At 62.5% G+C, this 18,225-nt stretch carries 19 protein-coding genes and 1 pseudogene; 14 read left to right on the top strand and 6 right to left on the bottom strand.

Features of this window, described 5'->3' with window-relative positions; translation table 11 throughout:
- Both FGD77_RS08645 and FGD77_RS08640 read right to left on the bottom strand, forming a co-directional pair.
- Positions 1-741 (bottom strand): hypothetical protein, encoded by a 741-nt coding sequence (locus FGD77_RS08645; RefSeq protein WP_369682711.1) that lies wholly within the window; start codon positions 739-741, stop codon positions 1-3.
- Complete coding sequence (locus FGD77_RS08640) at positions 738-3,188, bottom strand: FAD-dependent oxidoreductase (RefSeq protein WP_255008548.1); 2,451 nt, start codon at positions 3,186-3,188, stop codon at positions 738-740. Before FGD77_RS08640 ends, FGD77_RS08645 begins: the two co-directional genes overlap by 4 nt.
- A 67-nt stretch (positions 3,189-3,255) precedes the next feature.
- On the opposite strand from FGD77_RS08640, the gene FGD77_RS08635 reads away from it, so the two are divergent.
- Positions 3,256-4,167, top strand: a complete 912-nt coding sequence (locus FGD77_RS08635) for a MurR/RpiR family transcriptional regulator (RefSeq protein ID WP_255008546.1) — start codon at positions 3,256-3,258, stop codon at positions 4,165-4,167.
- Positions 4,164-5,282 (top strand): aromatic ring-hydroxylating dioxygenase subunit alpha, encoded by a 1,119-nt coding sequence (locus FGD77_RS08630; protein ID WP_255008543.1) that lies wholly within the window; start codon positions 4,164-4,166, stop codon positions 5,280-5,282. The genes FGD77_RS08635 and FGD77_RS08630 overlap by 4 nt, the downstream gene beginning before the upstream one ends.
- 102 nt (positions 5,283-5,384) lie before the next feature.
- Here FGD77_RS08630 and FGD77_RS08625 read toward each other — a convergent pair whose 3' ends face one another.
- Both FGD77_RS08625 and FGD77_RS08620 read right to left on the bottom strand, forming a co-directional pair.
- Positions 5,385-5,720, bottom strand: coding sequence for a helix-turn-helix transcriptional regulator (locus FGD77_RS08625; RefSeq protein WP_255008541.1), 336 nt, complete (start codon positions 5,718-5,720; stop codon positions 5,385-5,387).
- Between the two features lie 89 nt (positions 5,721-5,809).
- Positions 5,810-6,169, bottom strand: a complete 360-nt coding sequence (locus tag FGD77_RS08620) for a hypothetical protein (protein WP_255008538.1) — start codon at positions 6,167-6,169, stop codon at positions 5,810-5,812.
- Between the two features lie 77 nt (positions 6,170-6,246).
- Between FGD77_RS08620 and FGD77_RS08615 the strand changes: the two genes are divergently transcribed.
- From FGD77_RS08615 to FGD77_RS08560, 12 genes and pseudogenes are all read left to right on the top strand, one after another.
- Positions 6,247-6,984: a cytochrome c biogenesis CcdA family protein gene (locus FGD77_RS08615; RefSeq protein WP_255008535.1), complete on the top strand. Its 738-nt coding sequence runs from the start codon at positions 6,247-6,249 to the stop codon at positions 6,982-6,984.
- Between the two features lie 12 nt (positions 6,985-6,996).
- Complete coding sequence (locus tag FGD77_RS08610) at positions 6,997-7,575, top strand: thioredoxin family protein (protein WP_255008532.1); 579 nt, start codon at positions 6,997-6,999, stop codon at positions 7,573-7,575.
- A gap of 95 nt (positions 7,576-7,670) precedes the next feature.
- Positions 7,671-8,147: a sulfur oxidation c-type cytochrome SoxX gene (gene soxX, locus FGD77_RS08605; RefSeq protein ID WP_255008530.1), complete on the top strand. Its 477-nt coding sequence runs from the start codon at positions 7,671-7,673 to the stop codon at positions 8,145-8,147.
- A gap of 48 nt (positions 8,148-8,195) precedes the next feature.
- The gene (gene soxY / locus FGD77_RS08600; protein ID WP_255008528.1) at positions 8,196-8,618 is read left to right on the top strand and encodes a thiosulfate oxidation carrier protein SoxY; all 423 of its coding nucleotides are present in this window, start codon (positions 8,196-8,198) and stop codon (positions 8,616-8,618) included.
- 14 nt (positions 8,619-8,632) lie between these two features.
- Complete coding sequence (gene soxZ, locus FGD77_RS08595) at positions 8,633-8,962, top strand: thiosulfate oxidation carrier complex protein SoxZ (RefSeq protein ID WP_255008526.1); 330 nt, start codon at positions 8,633-8,635, stop codon at positions 8,960-8,962.
- 25 nt (positions 8,963-8,987) lie between these two features.
- Entirely contained in the window at positions 8,988-9,833 is an 846-nt protein-coding gene (gene soxA / locus FGD77_RS08590; RefSeq protein ID WP_255008524.1) for a sulfur oxidation c-type cytochrome SoxA, read from the top strand.
- 65 nt (positions 9,834-9,898) lie between these two features.
- On the top strand, positions 9,899-11,596 hold the full coding sequence (gene soxB, locus FGD77_RS08585) for a thiosulfohydrolase SoxB (RefSeq protein WP_255008520.1): 1,698 nt from the start codon (positions 9,899-9,901) through the stop codon (positions 11,594-11,596).
- Positions 11,593-12,891 carry a sulfite dehydrogenase gene (gene soxC / locus FGD77_RS08580; protein WP_255008517.1) on the top strand — a complete coding sequence of 433 codons (1,299 nt, stop codon included), beginning with the start codon at positions 11,593-11,595 and terminating at the stop codon, positions 12,889-12,891. The genes soxB and soxC overlap by 4 nt, the downstream gene beginning before the upstream one ends.
- Positions 12,875-13,891 (top strand): c-type cytochrome, encoded by a 1,017-nt coding sequence (locus FGD77_RS08575; protein ID WP_255008515.1) that lies wholly within the window; start codon positions 12,875-12,877, stop codon positions 13,889-13,891. The genes soxC and FGD77_RS08575 overlap by 17 nt, the downstream gene beginning before the upstream one ends.
- A 131-nt stretch (positions 13,892-14,022) precedes the next feature.
- Positions 14,023-14,307, top strand: a pseudogene (locus FGD77_RS08570) (cytochrome c); the annotation flags it as partial.
- Positions 14,308-14,337: 30 nt separating this feature from the next.
- The gene (locus FGD77_RS08565) at positions 14,338-15,606 is read left to right on the top strand and encodes an NAD(P)/FAD-dependent oxidoreductase (protein ID WP_255008513.1); all 1,269 of its coding nucleotides are present in this window, start codon (positions 14,338-14,340) and stop codon (positions 15,604-15,606) included.
- Positions 15,607-15,683: 77 nt separating this feature from the next.
- Complete coding sequence (locus tag FGD77_RS08560) at positions 15,684-16,115, top strand: DUF302 domain-containing protein (RefSeq protein WP_255008511.1); 432 nt, start codon at positions 15,684-15,686, stop codon at positions 16,113-16,115.
- A gap of 111 nt (positions 16,116-16,226) precedes the next feature.
- Here FGD77_RS08560 and FGD77_RS08555 read toward each other — a convergent pair whose 3' ends face one another.
- Positions 16,227-17,171: an MBL fold metallo-hydrolase gene (locus FGD77_RS08555; protein WP_255008509.1), complete on the bottom strand. Its 945-nt coding sequence runs from the start codon at positions 17,169-17,171 to the stop codon at positions 16,227-16,229.
- Positions 17,168-18,085, bottom strand: a complete 918-nt coding sequence (locus tag FGD77_RS08550; protein WP_255008507.1) for an MBL fold metallo-hydrolase — start codon at positions 18,083-18,085, stop codon at positions 17,168-17,170. The genes FGD77_RS08555 and FGD77_RS08550 overlap by 4 nt, the downstream gene beginning before the upstream one ends.
- Positions 18,086-18,225: the final 140 nt, after the last annotated feature.

Below are 18,225 nucleotides of genomic sequence, written 5' to 3'. Positions count from 1 at the left end.
TCACCTTGTCGCCCTCCCGCGCCGCGCGCGCGGCAGGATGTGATCAGGGCCAAGCGTGGCCACATCACCATGTTTCGCGTCCGATGCCATGGCGATCACTCGCGCGCCGCGCAGCTTGGCCAGATGGACCAGCGTACCGCCCACACCGCCCGATGCGCCGGGCACAAGAACGGTGTCGGCGGCCGTGACATTCGCGCGCGACAGCATGCCTTCTGCGGTCGAGTAGGAGCACGTGAAGGTCGCCAGTTTCGCATCGCTCAGATCGGAGGCCACGACCGCCATGTTGCGCACGTCGGTCTTGGTGAAGACTGTAAAACCACCATCGATTTCCGAGCCGAAATAGGTCGCCTTGTCCATGTTTTGCGGATCGGACCAGTCGCGCAGCCAGCCGTTGATCATGACGCGGCTGCCGATCAGTGCGGGAGCCGCCCCCGCGCTCACGGCGACGACTTCGCCCACCGCATCGGCGCCCTGAATGCGCGGAAAGGTGATCGGTGCGCCGCCCCCTGTCGGGTCATCCTGGGCCACTGTCGCATAAGCGCCGCCGGTGGTCGCCTCGCTGACGGTCTTGGAATACCAGCCCGAGCGCGTGTTGACGTCGGTGTTGTTCAGCCCGAAGGCATCCACGCGGATCGGCGCCTCCATCGGGCCCGGTTCGGGTTTCGGCCAATCCTCGTGCCAGTCATATTTGTCCAAGCCCCCATGCCCGGTCAGCACCCTTGCTTTCATGGTGTCGCTCATTGTGCTGCTGCCTCCTGTGCATCGGCGCGGGGCCGCAGGTTTTCGGCGTCATGGGCCGGGGCCGTCAGGATTGTGGCCCTACGCGGCGCGCCCATGATGACAACCTCCAGTTCCGAGCCGGGCGCGGCGTGATCTGCCTTCACATAGGCAAAGGCAAGTAGTTTGCCGATGCCGTGGCCGTAGGCGATGGAACTGACGGTGCCGACCTGCCTGCCATTCGACAGTACCGCCTCGCCGCCATTACCGTCGGATGTCCCGTCGCCGTCGACTTCCAGATATGTGCAGATCCAGCGCAGCGGTTTTGCCAGCGCGATCTCGGTCGCGGCCTTGCCGCGAAACGCCTTGTCCATGCGCACAAACCGCATCACATCGGCCTCGGGCAGTGTCACTTCGTTGGTCAATTCGCCCGCGCCCTTGAACCCCTTCTCCATCCGCATCGCATTCATCGCGAAGGATCCGTAATTGGCGACGCCATACGCCTTGCCCGCCGCCTTCACAGCCAGGAACGCGCCGAGGATCGCGTCAGGCGGGCCGTGGAATTCCCAGCCCAGCTCACCGGCATAGGACATGCGGAACGCCCAGAGTTTATGGCCTGCGATAGTGATCTCCTGCGCCGTCATCCATTTGAAACCGGCATTCGTGAGCTCCGCGCCGGTGCAGGCCGACAGGATTTCGCGCGCGCGCGGCCCGTTCAGCGTGAACGCGCCCCAGTCGGCGGAGCGGTTGATGATGGTGATGCCCTCGCCTTGGTGCGCAAAGGTCAGGTAGTCCAGCAGCCGCCGCTCGAAAAACGCAGCGCAGACCAGATAGAACCTGTCTGCGGTCAGTCGGACAATGGTCATTTCCAGCTCGATCCGGCCTTTTTCGGTCAGCAGATGGGTCAGCGCGATGCGCCCCGGCCCGGACGGCAGGCGGTTGGGCACCAGCGCATCAAGGAAGGCTGCCGCGTCCGGGCCGGATACCTCTACCTTGGCGAAGGCAGATATATCCATGGTCCCCGCCCGCTCGCGCACGGCGCGCACCTCGGCGCCGATGATGTTGTGCAGCGCGGTGCGCCGAAAGCCGTAGATGTCGCGCGCCTCCGTGCCGCCCGGCGCAAACCAGCGCGGGCGCTCATGGCCGCACACTTCCTCAAACACCGCGCCCTCGGATTTGAGCGCGTCGTGGAGCGGCGAGGGTTTCACCGGGCGGCCGACCAGCCGGTTGAAATGCGGAAAGGGGATTTCGTGGCGCAGAAGGTAATCCTCCTTGGCCTTGGCGATCTGGAATTTCTGATCCGCATAGGGGCCGAACCGGCGCGGATCGAATTCGCGCATGTTGATGTCGGACGCGCCATGCACCATCCAGCGGGCCAGCTCGCGGGTCAGGCCCGGCCCCCAGCCGATGCCGATCTGCGTGCCGCAGCAGCACCAGTAATTGCGCAGGCCGGGCGCCGGGCCGATCAGCGGATTGCCATCGGGCGGATGGCTGATCGCGCCATGCACGGCGCGTTTGATGCCCAGATCCGCCAGCACAGGCATCCGGCCCATCGCGCTTTCCAGCCATGGCATGATGCGGTCATAATCTGGCTCGAACAGCTCGTGCTCGGCGTCCCAAGGGCAGTGATCCTCCCAGACGGTGTTGGGGTTGGCCTTCTCGTAGATGCCGATCAGGCCCGATTTCTGCTCCATTCTAATGTAGCCCGACACCAGCCGGTCATCGCGCACGACGGGCAGTTCTTTGTCCAGATCCTGAAACTCCGGAACGGTATCGGTGATCAGGTAGTGATGCGTCATCGACGTTGCCGGCAGGTCGTAACCGGACCACAGCGCCATCTGCCGCGCGTAGGTGCCGCCGGCGTTGACCACATGTTCACAGGTGATACCGCCCGCTTCGGTCTCGACCAGCCATTCACCGCTTGCGGCCTGCGTCACATTCATGGCGCGGCATTGGCGGATGATCCGCACCCCGAGTTGCCGCGCACCCTTGGCCAGCGCAAGCGCCGCGCCCGCCGGATCGACATGGCCATCGTCGGGCGTATGCAGGGCCGCCCTGACGCCGTCCAGATTATAGAAGGGATGCAGTTCGCGGATCTGTTCCGGCCCGACCAACCCCATCGGGAACCCCAAACCCTTGCCGACCGAAATCGTCTGATGCAGCCAGTCCACCTCGTCCTCGGTATAGGCCAGCCGCAGCGATCCACAGCCATGCCAGGTGACGGATTGGCCGGTCTCCTTCTCCAGCACGCGGGAATAGAGATTGATGTTGTAGCCAACGCATGTGCCCAAGGCGAAGCTGGAGGTCGAATGGGTGATCTGCCCCGCCGCGTGCCACGTGGACCCGCTTGTCAGTTCGGCCTTCTCCAGCAGCACCACGTCGCTCCAGCCCTCGTGCGCAAGGTGGTAGGCAAGGCCGCAGCCCATGATGCCGCCGCCAATGATGACCACACGGGCGTGAGATGGAACCATGCGAAGATCGCCTTGAAACAAATGTTTTGCATGGACAAGCGTAAAAGACAAATGTAGCATCGTCAATATGAATAAAACAAATGTTCCCTCGCCCGCCACGCCAGCCGACCTTCTCGAAACGCTTCAGTCCGGGCGCTTGGACCTGACGCCTGAACTAAGGAAAATTGCAGATTTCCTGCTGGAAAACCCCTATGAGATCGGCGTCTGCTCGATCCGCCAGCTTGCTACCAAGGCAGAGGTCAAGCCGAACACTCTGGTACGTTTGTCCCGCGCCCTTGGCATGGACAGCTACGAGGCGTTTCGCGAAGTGTTCCGCGACGAGATCCGGCAGGGCCGCGAAACCTATCCCGACCGCGCCCGTTGGCTGCAATCGCTGGCGCAGCGCGGCGAGATGGGCGCGCTTTATGCCGCCAGCGCGGAATCGGCCATCGACAACATCGAGAGCCTGTTCGCCGCGACCGACCATCACCTGATCGAGGCCGCAGCCCGCGACATCGTCGCCGCGCGGCGCTGTTATGTGCTGGGGGTCGGGGTGAATAATGCCGTCGCCCGGAACTTTGCCTATCTCGCCGGAATGGCCATCGACGGCGTGCGCGCCCTGCCCCAAGGCGGCACGCTGCCGGTGGATGGCATCGCGCGCGCAGGCAGCCGTGACATCCTGATCGCCATGACCTTTCGCCCCTACCGCCGCGAGATCGTCGAGGCGGTCGCCGTGGCACGTGCGCAGGGCGTGCAGGTCATCGCCATCTCCGACAGCCTTGCCTGTCCGATCATGGTCGACGCGCAGCACCGCTTTGTCGTGCCGACGGACACGCCGCAGTTCTTCATCTCGACAATTGCGCTCAGCGCGTTTTTCGAGGTTCTGATTGCCTTCATCATCGCCGAGGCTGGTGAAGATGCCGTTACCTCGGTCGATGCCTATCACGCGCAGCGGCAGGCTTTGGGGATCTATGTCGAGGATAAGGATTGGCACTCATGACGGTTCAGGACGCGCCCACCCCGGCCCGTTCGCTGGAGGCGCGCTATTACACCGACCCCGCAATTTTCGCCAACGAGCGCCAAGGCCTGCTGGCCCGCACGTGGCAATTTGCCGGCCATGAAAGCCAGGTCCGGGGCGCGGGCGACTATTTCAGCTTTGACCTGGCCGGAGAAAGCCTGTTCTGCATCCGGGGCCGCGACGATGTTCTGCGGACATTCTACAACGTCTGCCAGCACCGCGCCCATCAGCTGGTCAGCGGCGCGGGCACCACGCGGGTCGTGGTCTGCCCCTACCATGCGTGGACCTACGAGATGACGGGCGAATTGCGCGCCGGCCCCAATATCAAATCCGTACCTGGGTTTGATCGCAGCGAAATTTCCCTGACGCCGGTGCGCACCGAAAACATGCATGGATTCATCTTTGTCAATCTCGACGAGGACGCCGCGCCGATGGAGGAGTGGTATCCGGGCGTGCGCGCCGAACTGGGCGACTATGTGCCCGATATCGACGCACTGGAGCCACTGGAATGGGTCGAGATCCCCGAGCAGTGCAACTGGAAAGTCTCGATCGAGAATTACTCGGAATGCTACCATTGCTCGCTGAATCACCCGACCTTTGCGACCGGCGTCATCAAACCCGAGACATATGACATCCAGCCTTCAGAACGGGGCCATGTGCTGCGCCATACGACCCAATGCCAGTCGCTGGACGCAATGACCTACGATATCGACCTGTCCAAACCCCATGCGGGCGAGTACCGCAGCCTGTTCCTGTGGCCGATGTTTTCGTTCCAGATCTATCCGGGCAACCTGCTGAACACCTATCACTGGCGCGCGCATGATGTGGATCAATGCACCGTCTGGCGCGGCTGGTTCACACCACGCGGCGAAGACAGCGACGTGATCCGCCGACTGGCAATTCAGGACCGCGCGACCACCGTAGAAGAGGATATCCATCTGGTCGAAAGCGTGTATCGCGGCCTGCAAAGCCGCGGCTACAAGCCCGGTCCGCTGGTTCTGGACCCGGCCTGCGGGCTGAACTCTGAACACTCGGTGTACGCGCTGCAACAATGGATGCGAGAGGCCGTCGATGACCGCGACCTGAACTCCAGCTAGGAACGATGCTTTCGTCGAAGAACAGGCCTACCGGCAAAGGCACCGCACAGACCGATGATGGCCAGCATCATCGCATCCGGGATGGTGTCACCGGGCGTCGGGTTATCCGTCCTTGCAGAACAGATCGTAGACAACATCGAGTATCTGAACGGCGCGCGGATCTGTCAAACTGTAGTAGATCGCCTTGCCCTCGCGGCGCGGGGAAACCAGCCCTTCACTGCGCAGCCGCGACAATTGCTGCGACACCGCCGCCTGGCGCGACGATAGCAGCCTTTCCAGCTCGGTCACCGATTTCTCGCCCGTGGCCAGATGGCACAGGATCATCAGGCGGCCTTCATGGCTGATCGCCTTGAGGAATTGCGCTGCGTTGCGGGCGTTTCGCATCATCCGCTCGATCTCGGCGTCGGACATGTCGTTCGTGATGACAGGCAATGACATTTCGGCTGATAATCCGTGTTTTTCCGGCTTGATTAACGTCTGCGCACCCGAATGGCAATTCTACTGAAATGTCGCAGATGCAAGCAGGCTCAGGGCGCGCTGGCTGCTTTCACGTCGTTATCGTCCAGCAGCTTGCCCAGCAAAAACCAGAAGAATTCGTGCCCGGCATAGCCTTCGACCCGGCCCAGTTCTTGCCCGTTTTCGACCAGCACGAAGGTCGGTGTAAAGACCGGGCGCGAGATGAATTCGATGTCCCCCGGCAGATCGCGCAAATCAACACGGCGCAGCGGCGCGCGCATGCCTTCGACGGTGTTCGGATAGATATGCGCGATTTCGGCGTTCCACTGCGCACACCAGTGACAGCCCGTTTGCTCGACCATGACAAGATCGGCCGCCGTCGCCGACGGGGGAACGAACCCCAGAAAGAGGACCAGAGCCAAACGCTTCATAGGAGTTCCGATTGACGGATCAAGAAAATATAGAATATCGTGAATATGTAACCCGCACAAGCGCCGGAGCAATTGCCATGTTCGATGTTTCCCTGATGGGCGCGTTTCTGGGCGGTCTGATCGTGTTCTTTTCGCCCTGCATCCTGCCGATCGTGCCGTTCTATCTGAGCTACATGGCCGGCGCGTCGATGTCCGAAATCAGCGCCGAAGGCGCGCTGGCCCCGGGCGTTCGTCTGCGGGCGTTTCTGGCGTCTGTCATGTTCTCGCTGGGGATCATCACCGTCTTTGTCCTGCTGGGCGCCGCCGCCTATGGGCTGAGCCAGACCTTTCGCGGGATGCAGACCGAATTCCGTCTGTTCGCCGCGCTGGTGGTGCTGGTAATGGGCCTGCATTTTCTGGGCGTCTTTCGGATCGGGTTTCTGAACCGGGCCTTTCAGATGGACGCCGGAAATACGCAGAACATGTCCGTCTTGGGTGCCTATGTGGTCGGCTTTGCCTTTGCTGCCGGGTGGACGCCCTGCGTCGGCGGCGTGCTGACGGCGGTTATTTTCACCGCCAGCACCGAGGCGACCGCCCAGCGCGGGTTGGTCCTGCTGCTGGTCTTTGGCGTCGCGATGACCGCGCCCTTTGTCGTGGCGTCGCTGTTCATCGGGCCCTTTCTGAAATTCGCCTCCAGGTTCCGCCGCCATCTGCCCAAGGTCGAAAAGGCGATGGGCCTGCTGATGATCCTGTTTGCCGGTCTGATCGCTACCGACAGCGTCAACTACATCGCGCAGTGGATGCTGGAAACCTTCCCCGCCTTTCAGAACATATAGGGAGAATTTGCCATGAAACGCCTGTTTGCCACCCTCATCCTGACCCTCCTGCCTGCCTTCGTCATGGCTGCCACGATAGGCGATGACGGCCTGCACAAGCAGGACTGGATGCGCGACACCTTCAAGGACCTGACCGAGGATCTGGCCGAGGCAAACGCCGAGGGCAAGCGACTGGTCGTCATGGTCGAGCAGCGCGGCTGCATTTACTGCACAAAGATGCACGAGGAGGTCTTCTCGCGCGCGAATGTGGCCAGCTACATCCGCGACAATTTCTTTGTCGTGCAGGTCAATCTGCACGGCGACACCGAACTGACCGATTTCGACGGCGAGACGCTGAGCGAAAAGCAGGCGGCGCGCAAATGGGGCCTGCTGTTCACCCCGTCGATTCTGTTCCTGCCCGAAGAGGTCGAGGCAGGCGCAACGGCCCAGAGTGCGGCGGTTGCGCTGATGCCGGGCGCATTCGGGGCCGGCACCACGCTGGATATGTTCACATGGGTAAATGAAAAACGTTACGGCGCTGATTTCGATGAGGATTTTCAGCGTTATCACGCGCGACGCATACAGGAACGGCAGGACGGCACGACCGATTGACGTCACCTCAAATTCATATTTCTGAACTTGTTCTTGCTTGCTAACGGCTTCGCATTCTAGGGTATGCCAAGACTTGAATGTGTTTGGGAGGACGCATGGAACGCAAAATCCTCATGATACTGGCCTTTGCCGCATCGACAGGTGCCGCCATCGCCGCTGAGACAGCGCCATCCGATGTGGCCTATGTCGATGGCAGCATCGAAACGTCGTTGACCGGCGCTCCGGGCGATGCGGCGAACGGGCGCACGATCGTCGGCAGCAAGGGGCTGGGCAACTGCATCGCCTGCCACCAGATCAGCGAAATGCCCGATATTCCCTTTCAGGGTGAGATTGGCCCGGCGCTGGATGGCGCCGGCGACCGGTGGAGCGAGGCGCAGCTGCGCGGCATCGTATCCAACGCCAAACTGACGTTCGATCAAAGCCTGATGCCGTCCTTTTACAAGGTCGACGGTTTCATCCGCCCCGGCAAGGCCTACACCGGCACGGCGGCGGATGACACGTTCGGCCCGCTTCTGAACGCGCAGCAGATCGAGGATGTGGTGGCCTATCTGGTCACGCTCAAGGAGTCCTGACCACCCCGACAGACTAACGGCCCGCGCGGGCCTTTTGGAGGTTCATAGATGCAACTGACACGACGCGATGCAATTTTGATGGGGGTCGGCGCCGCCCTTATGGCGGGCATTCCCCTGTCCGCCGCTGCCGCAGCGACGGGCGACGAGGCGATCGCGGCCTTCACCGGCGGCGCCGAGGTGGGCGAGGGCGACATAACGCTGACCGCACCCGAGATCGCCGAAAACGGCAACACCGTTCCGATCGAGGTGTCTTCGGACAGCGCGGTCGAGATCATGGTGCTGGCCCTTGGCAACCCCACGCCCGCAGTGGCGACATTCAAGTTCGGGCCGCTGGCCGCCTCGCGCGCCGCGTCGACCCGCATCCGCCTTGCCGGGACGCAGGACGTGATTGCCATCGCCAAACTTCAGGACGGCTCGTTCGTCAAGGCGTCCACGACGGTCAAGGTCACAATCGGCGGCTGCGGCGGCTAAAAGGAGTTAAAGTCATGGCAGAAGGCGTAAAACCCCGCGTCAAAGTCCCCAAGACAGCATCGGCAGGCGAGGCGATCACCATCAAGACGCTGATCAGCCACAAGATGGAATCCGGTCAGCGCAAGGACAGCGACGGCAACGTCATTCCACGCTCGATCATCAACCGTTTCACCTGCGATTTCAATGGCGAGAACGTCGTTGATGTGGTGCTGGAACCGGCAATTTCGACCAATCCGTATATGGAGTTCGAGGCAATCGTACCCGCGTCGGGTGAATTCAAGTTCACATGGTACGACGATGACGGATCGGTCTACGAAGAAAGCAAGAAGATCACCGTCGAATGAGCCAATTGTCTTGGGAGGGACAAGGATGAAACGACTGACCGTCACCCTTACCGCCGGCCTCATGGCCGCAACGCTGGCCTCGGCAGACCCGGTGGATGATACCCTTGTCCTGAATGAGGAAATGACCATCGTGACCCGAACGGACGCGCCGCCTGCCGTGTCGGACGTGTTGGACGAGGTGATTTCGGGCTGGCATTACCGCGGGGACGAAACCCGCGCCATGCAGGCGGACGATTTTGACAACCCCGGCATGATCTTTGTCGAACAGGCCGAGGATGTCTGGAACACGGCCGAAGGCTCGGAGGGCAAATCCTGCGCCGATTGCCACGGCGCGTCCGAAGACATGGCCGGTGTGCGCCCCGTCTATCCCAAGTGGAACGAGGAGGCAGGCGAGGTCCGCACCATGGAAATGCAGATCAACGACTGCCGCGAAAACCGCATGGGCGCGGAGCCATGGAAGTACACTGGCGGCGACATGGTCAACATGACCGCGCTGATCGCCTCTGTTTCGCGCGGCATGCCTGTCAACGTGGCCTCAGACGGCCCGGCGCAATCGACATGGGAGCAGGGCAAGGAGCTGTACTATACGCGCTTTGGCCAGCTCGAACTGGCGTGCGCGTCCTGCCATGAGCAGAATAATGGCAAGATGATCCGCGCCGACCACCTGAGCCAAGGCCAGATCAACGGTTTTCCCGTCTACCGGCTGAAAAACACCAAACTGAACGCGGCGCATGCACGGTTCAAGGGCTGCGTGCGCGACACCCGCGCCGAAACCTTCGCCCCCGGCAGCCCCGAGTTCGTCGCGCTCGAGCTGTATGTCGCAACGCGCGGCAATGGGCTGGGCGTCGAAGGTCCGTCCGTCCGCAACTGATCCAAAAGACCCCGCACGGTATTCGTGCGGGGTTTTTTCACCTTCCTACATTCAGGAACACGCATATGATATCCCGGCGCGATTTTCTTCAGACCAGCATGGCGGCCAGCGCGATCCTGGGGGCGTCCGGTTTCGGGCAGTGGGCGCGCATCGCCGCGCAGCAGGCCCTGACACAGGACCAGTTGCTGGAGTTCGACAGTTTCGGGAATGTCTCGCTGATCCATATCACCGACATTCACGCACAGCTAAAGCCGATCTATTTCCGCGAGCCTTCAGTCAACCTGGGTGTCGGCCCGAACAAGGGCGAGGTGCCGCATGTCACCGGCGCTGATTTCCGCCGCATGTACGGTATCGATGACGGATCTTATGCCCATTACGCGCTGTCCTCGGGCGATTTCACTGCACTGGCCAAGGGCTATGGCCGCGTTGGCGGGCTGGACCGCGTCGCGACCGTCATCAACCAGATCCGTGCCGACCGGCCCGACGCGCTGCTGCTGGATGGCGGCGACACGTGGCACGGCAGCTATACCTGCCATCACACCGAAGGCCAGGATATGGTCACCGTGATGAACGCGCTGAAACCCGACGCGATGACATTCCACTGGGAATTCACGCTGGGGTCCGAAAGGGTGGCCGAGATCGTCGAGGGGCTGCCCTTTGCCGCGCTGGGCCAGAACATTTTCGACGCCGAATGGGACGAGCCGGCCGAACTGTTCCCCCCCTACAAGATGTTCGAGCGCGGCGGCGTGCAGATCGCCGTGATCGGGCAGGCGTTCCCCTATATGCCGATCGCCAATCCGGGCTGGATGTTCCCCGAATACTCCTTTGGTATCCGCGACGAACATATGCAGCAGATGGTCGATGAGGTCCGCAGCAAGGGCGCCGAACTGGTCCTCTGCCTCAGCCACAATGGCTTTGACGTGGACAAGAAGATGGCCGGCATCGTCACCGGCATCGACGTGATCCTGTCGGGCCACACCCACGATGCCCTGCCCGAGCCTGTGCTGGTCGGCGAGACGATCATCGTCGCGTCGGGGTCCAACGGCAAATTCGCCAGCCGCGTCGATCTGGATGTGCGCGACGGGCGCATGATGGGGTTCCGTCACAAACTGATCCCGATCCTGTCGGACGTCATCACGCCCGACCCCGAGGTTGCCGCCGTCATTGACGAGGTCCGCGCGCCCCATGAGGAGGCGCTGGCCGAAGTGATCGGCAAGACCGACAGCCTGCTCTACCGGCGCGGCAATTTCAACGGCACGTGGGACGACGTGATTTGCGACGCGCTGCTGTCCGAGCGCGAGGCCGACATCGCGCTCAGCCCCGGCGTGCGCTGGGGGCCGTCTCTCCTGCCCGGTCAGGACATCACCCGCGAGGATATCTGGGGAGTCACCTCGATGTCCTACCCTGCAGCCTATCGCACGGAAATGACGGGCGAATACCTGCATATCGTGCTGGAGGACGTGGCCGACAACCTGTTCAACCCTGACCCCTATTACCAACAGGGCGGCGACATGGTGCGCACTGGCGGTCTGGGCTACCGGATCGACATCTCGAAACCGCAGGGCAGCCGCATCAGCAACATGACCCTGCTGAAAACCGGCGAACAGATCGACCCGGCCAAGACCTATCAGGTCGCCGGATGGGCCTCTGTCAATGAGGGCACCGAAGGCCCGCCGATCTGGGACGTGGTCGAGGCGCATATTCGCAAGCAAGGCACCGTAAGCGCCCCCGAAAACAACAGCGTCGAGGTGGTCGGCCTATGAGTGACAAGACACAGAAACCGGAGCAAGCAATGCAGCGCGGACCCTCACGCCGGAATTTCCTGCGCGGCGCTGCCGCCGGAACGGCCCTGATCGCGGGGGGCGCCGCCCGCGCCGCCACGCCGGACCCCCTGATCACCGAGGTGCAGCCTTGGGCCAGCGGCTTTGGCGATCCGGTCGACGCCACCCCCTACGGCCTGCCCATTCGGTTCGAGGATGATGTAATCCGCCGCAATGTCGAATGGCTGACGGCGGACACGATCAGCTCGATCAACTTCACGCCAATCCACGCGCTGGACGGCACCATCACGCCGCAGGGCTGCGCGTTCGAGCGGCATCATTCCGGCGCGATCGAGCTGAGCAAGCAGGACTACCGCCTGATGATCAACGGCCTCGTCGATCGCCCGCTGGTGTTCACCTACGCTGATCTGGAGCGTTTCCCGCGCGAAAACCACGTCTATTTCTGCGAATGTGCCGCCAATAGTGGCATGGAATGGGCCGGCGCGCAGCTAAACGGCGCGCAGTTCACCCATGGCATGATCCACAACATGGAATATACCGGCGTGCCCCTGCGCACGATCCTTGAGGAGGCGGGGCTGAATGCGGCAGGCGATCTATCGGACAAGTGGGTGTTTGTCGAGGGCGCCGATGCGTCCTCGAACGGCCGCTCGATCCCGATGGAGAAGGCGCTGGATAATTGCCTGATCGCCTTCAAGGCCAATGGCGAGGCGCTGCGCAAGGAACATGGCTATCCTGTGCGCCTCGTCGTGCCGGGCTGGGAAGGCAACATGTGGATCAAGTGGATCCGCCGGATCGAGGTCATGGATGGCCCCGTCGAGAGCCGCGAGGAGACCTCGAAATATACCGACACGATGGCCGACGGCACGTCGCGCAAATGGACATGGGCGATGGATGCGAAATCCGTCGTCACCTCGCCCAGCCCGCAGGCGCCGATCACCCATGGCACGGGGCCGCTGGTCATCACCGGGCTTGCCTGGTCGGGGCGCGGCGCGATCACCCGCGTCGATGTGTCCAGGGACGGCGGCAAGACATGGCAGACCGCGCGACTGGCCAAACCCGGCGAGAAAATGGCGCTGACGCGTTTTTACCTCGATACCGACTGGGACGGAGAAGAGATGCTTTTGCAAAGCCGTGCCATGGACGACACCGGCTATGTGCAGCCCACGAAAACGCAGCTGCGCGAGGTGCGCGGGCTGAATTCGATCTACCACAACAACGGGATCCAGACATGGTGGGTGCGCCCGAACGGGGAGGCGGAAAATGTCGAAGTTTCTTAGGATCGCCGCATCGCTGGTGTTGCTTGGCAGTTCTGCCTATGCCGAGGGTCTGGGACTGGGCCGTGACGCCCTGCCCGAGGAAATCGCCGCATGGAACATCGACGTGCGTCCGGGTGGCGCAGGCCTGCCCGCCGGGTCCGGTGATGCGTTCACCGGCGAAGAGATTTTCGCCGACAAATGCGCCTCGTGCCATGGCGATTTTGCCGAAGGTCTGGATAATTGGCCAAAGCTGGCAGGCGGCAGGGGCACGCTGAACCGTGACGACCCGGTGAAAACCGTGGGCAGCTATTGGCCCCATCTTTCGACCGTCTGGGACTACGTCAACCGGTCGATGCCCTACGGCAATGCCCAGTCGCTGCAGCCGGACGAGGTCTATGCGCTTGTCGCCTATATCCTCTATTCCAACGATCTGGTGGACGATGACTTTGTGCTGTCTGATGAGACGTTTGGCGATTTCGCGCTGCCGAACGCGGGCGGATTCCATGTCGATGACCGGGCCGAAACCGAGTATGCGATATGGAGTGGCGCGCCTTGCATGGAAAACTGCAAGGACAACGTCGACGTCACCATGCGCGCCATGGTTCTGGATGTAACGCCCACAGGCGAGGAGGAGGCCGCTACCCCATCGCAAGACGCCCCCGGAGAGGATACAGCCGAGGAGCAAATAGCCGCCCCGAACCCCGAACTGGTGTCGGCAGGCGAAAAGGTTTTCCGCAAGTGCAAGGCATGCCACCAGATAGGTGATGGGGCGAAAAACCGCGTCGGGCCTGTCCTGACCGGCATAGTGGGCCAGCCCGCAGGGCAGGTGGAGGGGTTCAAATACTCCAATGCGCTGACCGACATGGCCGATGAAGGGCTGGTCTGGGACGCAGCGGCCCTCAGGGCATTTCTGGGGGATCCCATGGGGTTCATGCAAGGCACGAAGATGAGCTTTGCCGGATTGCCCAAGGACGAGGATCTGGACGCGATCGCCGCCTACCTGGCGAGCCATCCCAAGTGACCGCCCGTGTGCCAGCGCCCCCTGCTGCCCTGGCCGCGGTCCTTGCGGCAGGCACAGCCCTTGCCGACGGGTTTGCAGATGCCGGGGCAGACGTCGCTGCCACCTGCACCGGATGTCCTGAGATCGAAGCGACTGCGCGCGGAACCGGCCATGATCTGGATCCGGAGATCCTCGCGCTTGAGGGCGACCCGGACTATGGCGCGTATCTGTCGAATGAATGCGTGACCTGCCATCAGGCCGATGGCAGCGCGCAGGGCATACCATCCATCACCGGATGGCCGACCAAGAATTTCGTCGTCGCGATGCATGCCTACAAGGCCAAGCTGCGCCCGCATCCCGTGATGCAGATGGTGGCGGGCCGCCTGAACGACGCAGAGATTGCCGCACTTGCCGCCTATTTTCAGGGTCTCGAATAACGAGGCCCATTTTCCGGGAGGAGCCGACCGATGAGATTGAACAGACGCCTGTTTCTGAGCACTGCCGCCGTCGGCGCCGCCACGCTTGGCGCCCCTGCCCTGCTGGCCGAAGCCACGGGCAAGCCCCGCGTCGTTGTCATCGGTGGAGGGGCCGGCGGCGCAACCGCCGCACGCTACATCGCCAAGGACAGCAAGGGGGCTGTCGACGTCACCCTGATCGAACCGTCGCGCGCCTATTTCACATGCTTCTTCTCGAACCTCTATATCGGTGGCTTCAAGGAGATCGACGATCTGGGCCACACCTATGGCACGCTGGCGGCAAAATACGGGATCAACGTGGTGCATGACTGGGCCGTGGACGTGGACCGCGATGCCAGGACGGTCAGCCTCGCCAGCGGCGCGTCCCTGCCCTATGACAAGCTGATCCTCAGCCCCGGCATTGATTTCATCGACGGCGCGGTTGAGGGCTGGTCGCTGGCATCCCAAAACGCCATGCCGCATGCCTACAAGGGTGGATCGCAGGCCGAGCTGCTCAGGGCGCAGGTTGCCGCCATGCCCGAGGGCGGCACATTCGCGATGGTGGCGCCGCCAAACCCCTTCCGCTGCCCGCCCGGCCCCTACGAGCGGATCTCGATGGTCGCGCATATGCTGAAAGACGCGAACCCGACGGCCAAGATCATCATCGCGGACCCCAAGCCGAAATTCTCGAAAATGACCCTCTTTCAGGAAGGCTGGCTGACCCATTATCCCGGCATGATCGACTGGATCGGCGCGGATTTCGGCGGCGGCAACGTGTCGGTTGACCCAAGCGCCATGACCATCACCATCGACGGCGAGACGACCGGCGTCGATGCCTGCAACGTCATCCCCGCGATGAAGGCGGGCCGCATCGCCGAGATGGCAGGCGTCATGGATGGCAACTGGGCACCGGTAAATGCCGCCGGCATGAGCAGCAAGGCCGATCCCGACATCCATGTTCTGGGCGACGCGGCCGATCAGGGGGACATGCCCAAATCCGGCTTTGCCGCCAACAGTCAGGCCAAGGTCTGCGCCAACGCGGTGCGCGGCGCACTGACCGGATCACGCGTATTCCCGGCCAAGTTCACCAACACCTGCTGGTCGCTGATCGCCGCCGATGACGGCGTCAAGGTGGGCGCGACCTACGAGGCGACGGACGAAAAGATCGCCAAGGTCGACGGCTTCATCTCGGCCCCCGGCGAAAGCCCGGACCTGCGCAAGGCCACCTATCAGGAATCCGAAGGCTGGTATGCCGGTATCGTCGCTGACATGTTCAGCTAAGAAAGAGGCGCGCAGCTGAGCCAACCCAATCTGCGCGCCACCATGTTACAACCCTACTGACATCTGGAGGACATCCCATGAAACGCTTCATCAGCGCCGCGATACTGGCGCTTGGCGCAGCCCCGGCCGTGGCTGCCGATCAGGCCGTCACCTACCCCTTTGAGGGCAGTTTCGACGACGCGGCCTTTGCCGTGGAAAACGCCATCGTCGGGCGCGGACTGGTTGTGGATTACGTCAGCCATACCGGCGAAATGCTGAACCGGACCGGCGCCGACGTGGGCAGCACCAAGGAGCTGTTCGTCGAGGCCGACATCTTCCTCTTCTGCTCGGCGCAACTGTCGCGTCAGGTGATGGAGGCGGACCCGATGAACATCGCACATTGCCCCTATGGCATCTTCGTGGCCGATCAGGGCGGCGACGTGATGATCGGTTACCGCACCTATCCGGACGGCCCCATGCAGGACGTGCAGGCGATGCTGGATGAGATCGTGAAGGCCGCGTTGGAATAACGGCAATAACGATGTCGGTGGCGATGCGCGACCGATTTGGCGATGACGACGCACCGCCCGCTTGGTGCGGACTTTGCCGTGAAGCCTTCCTGACCGCTGCGTGCGGGTGCGCTATTCAAACTCCATCTGCTCGAATACGCGCCCGGCGTTCTTGGTTGCCAGCTCCTCGAACGTGTCCAGATTGGCATAGGGCGACTGGTCCACGTAATAGGCCTCGGCCAGACCACCGCCTGCCTCCAGATGTGCGCCGATCTTGCCCCGCAAATAGACCAGATAGTCCCTCGTATAGCGGCGCACCTGCGCCATATTCGTCGGATGCCCGTGGCCGGGGATGACATAGGTGGCCTTCAGCGGCTCGAATTCGCTATCCCACGTCTCCAGCCAGTCGGCGGTGTAGGTGTCCGCGAAAATCGGCAGCATCCGCTCGTGAAAGGCCATATCGCCCGATATGACAAGGCTTTGCCCGGGCAGCCAGATCACGATGTCGCCGGGCGAATGGGCCGGGCCCAGATACCGCGCCTCGATCCGGAAATCGCCCATTTCGACGATGTATTCATCCTGAAACGTCTCGGTCGGGCCTTGCACTTCGGTCCCCTCGGCGCGGTCCTTGTTGTAACGTTTCATGTCCTCCAGAATGGTGCCGCCATTTTCCGCGACCACGTCGGCTGCATCAACATGCGCGACAATTGGCACGCCCTGCCCGGCCCAGTAGCTGTTGCCCAGTATCGCGTGGCCCTGACCGTTCTCGTTAAAGACCAGCTTGACCTCCTGATCGGTCACGGCCCTGATTTCGTCATGCAGCGCCTTGGCCAGACCGTAGGATGCGCCGCCGTTGATCACGACGACCCCATCGCCGGTGACGATGAAACTGAGATTATTGTTGTGGCCCGCGTTCTCGTAGGTTGGCGGCGCGGTGGCGCCGATGGCGGAAAAGACGCCGGGAATCACCTCGTAGGGTTTATCATAGAGCAGCGAGCCGGGGTATTTATCCGCGATATCCTCGCTGGCATGGGCAGTGGCAGCGGCAAGTATCAAAGGCAGAACCCAGCGCATCATGCGTCCGCCGGTAGAAATTGATAGGAATCTGCGGCCCGCTCGACCCGGCCCAGCCCGCCATGCGGCAGGTGAAACCCCAGCAAGGCGATATCATCCGTCGCAAGCTGATCCAGCAGACGCATCCGCGTCCTGGCCCCCAGATCTGCGTTTTGGTCCGCGCCGCTGGCCCAGTCCGGGCGCTCGAAGGCCACGTGATCATTGCCGATTGCGTCACCGCCAACCATCACGGCGCTGGAGCCATCGCGAATCTCGAATGACATGTGGCCGGGGGTGTGGCCGGGCGTGGCATGGGCCATCACGCCCGGCAGGATTTCTTCGCCGCCGTTGAACAAGCTGATCTGGCCCTCGATCGCGGCCAGCCTGCGCGCGGCGCCCACGGCAAAGGATGCGCGGGCCGCCCCGATGGTGTCCACCGTGTCCGGGTCTGTCCAATACTCCCATTCGGCCTGCCCGATCATCAGCTTGGCCTGCGAAAACACCGGCTCGTCGAAATCGTCCAGTATGCCCCACAGATGGTCGGGATGCGCATGGGTGAACACCACATGCGTGATGTCCCCGGGAGTCAGCCCCTCGGCCTCCAGACTGTCCGGAATCTCGCCCGCGCTCGGCATGAAGGCCGGACCGGCGCCTGCATCGAACAGCACGATCCTGCCCTCGTGGCGCAGCAGGGTCAGGTTGCATGGCGGCTTCAGCTGATCACGGGGCACGTTATGTCTGGACAGGATCAGATCCAGCTCATCCTGCGGCAGCCCTTGGAAAAAGAAGGCGGCAGGCAGGACCAGATTACCGTCGCTGAGGCCGATCACCTCGGCGTCGCCCAGGTGCATCACGGTGCGCGCGAACGATGGCAGAGCCACGTTTCCAAGCGCCAGACCGCCCAGACCTGCAAGAACCTGTCGTCTGCCGAACTGCATGCGGTATCCCCAGGCACAAATTCCACTTACTGAATATCACACCAACAACAGAAGAAAATCAAGGCTTGGCTGAGCTGCGCGGCGGCTGTTGCGGCGCCCAGCCACGCCGCGGCCCCGTCCTAGGCGTTGCCAAGCTATCC

The organism is Roseovarius sp. M141 (assembly GCF_024355225.1).
Lineage (GTDB): Bacteria > Pseudomonadota > Alphaproteobacteria > Rhodobacterales > Rhodobacteraceae > Roseovarius.
The sequence above is the reverse complement of the archived record's forward strand: the minus strand, read 5'-3'. Positions and strand labels throughout refer to the sequence as shown.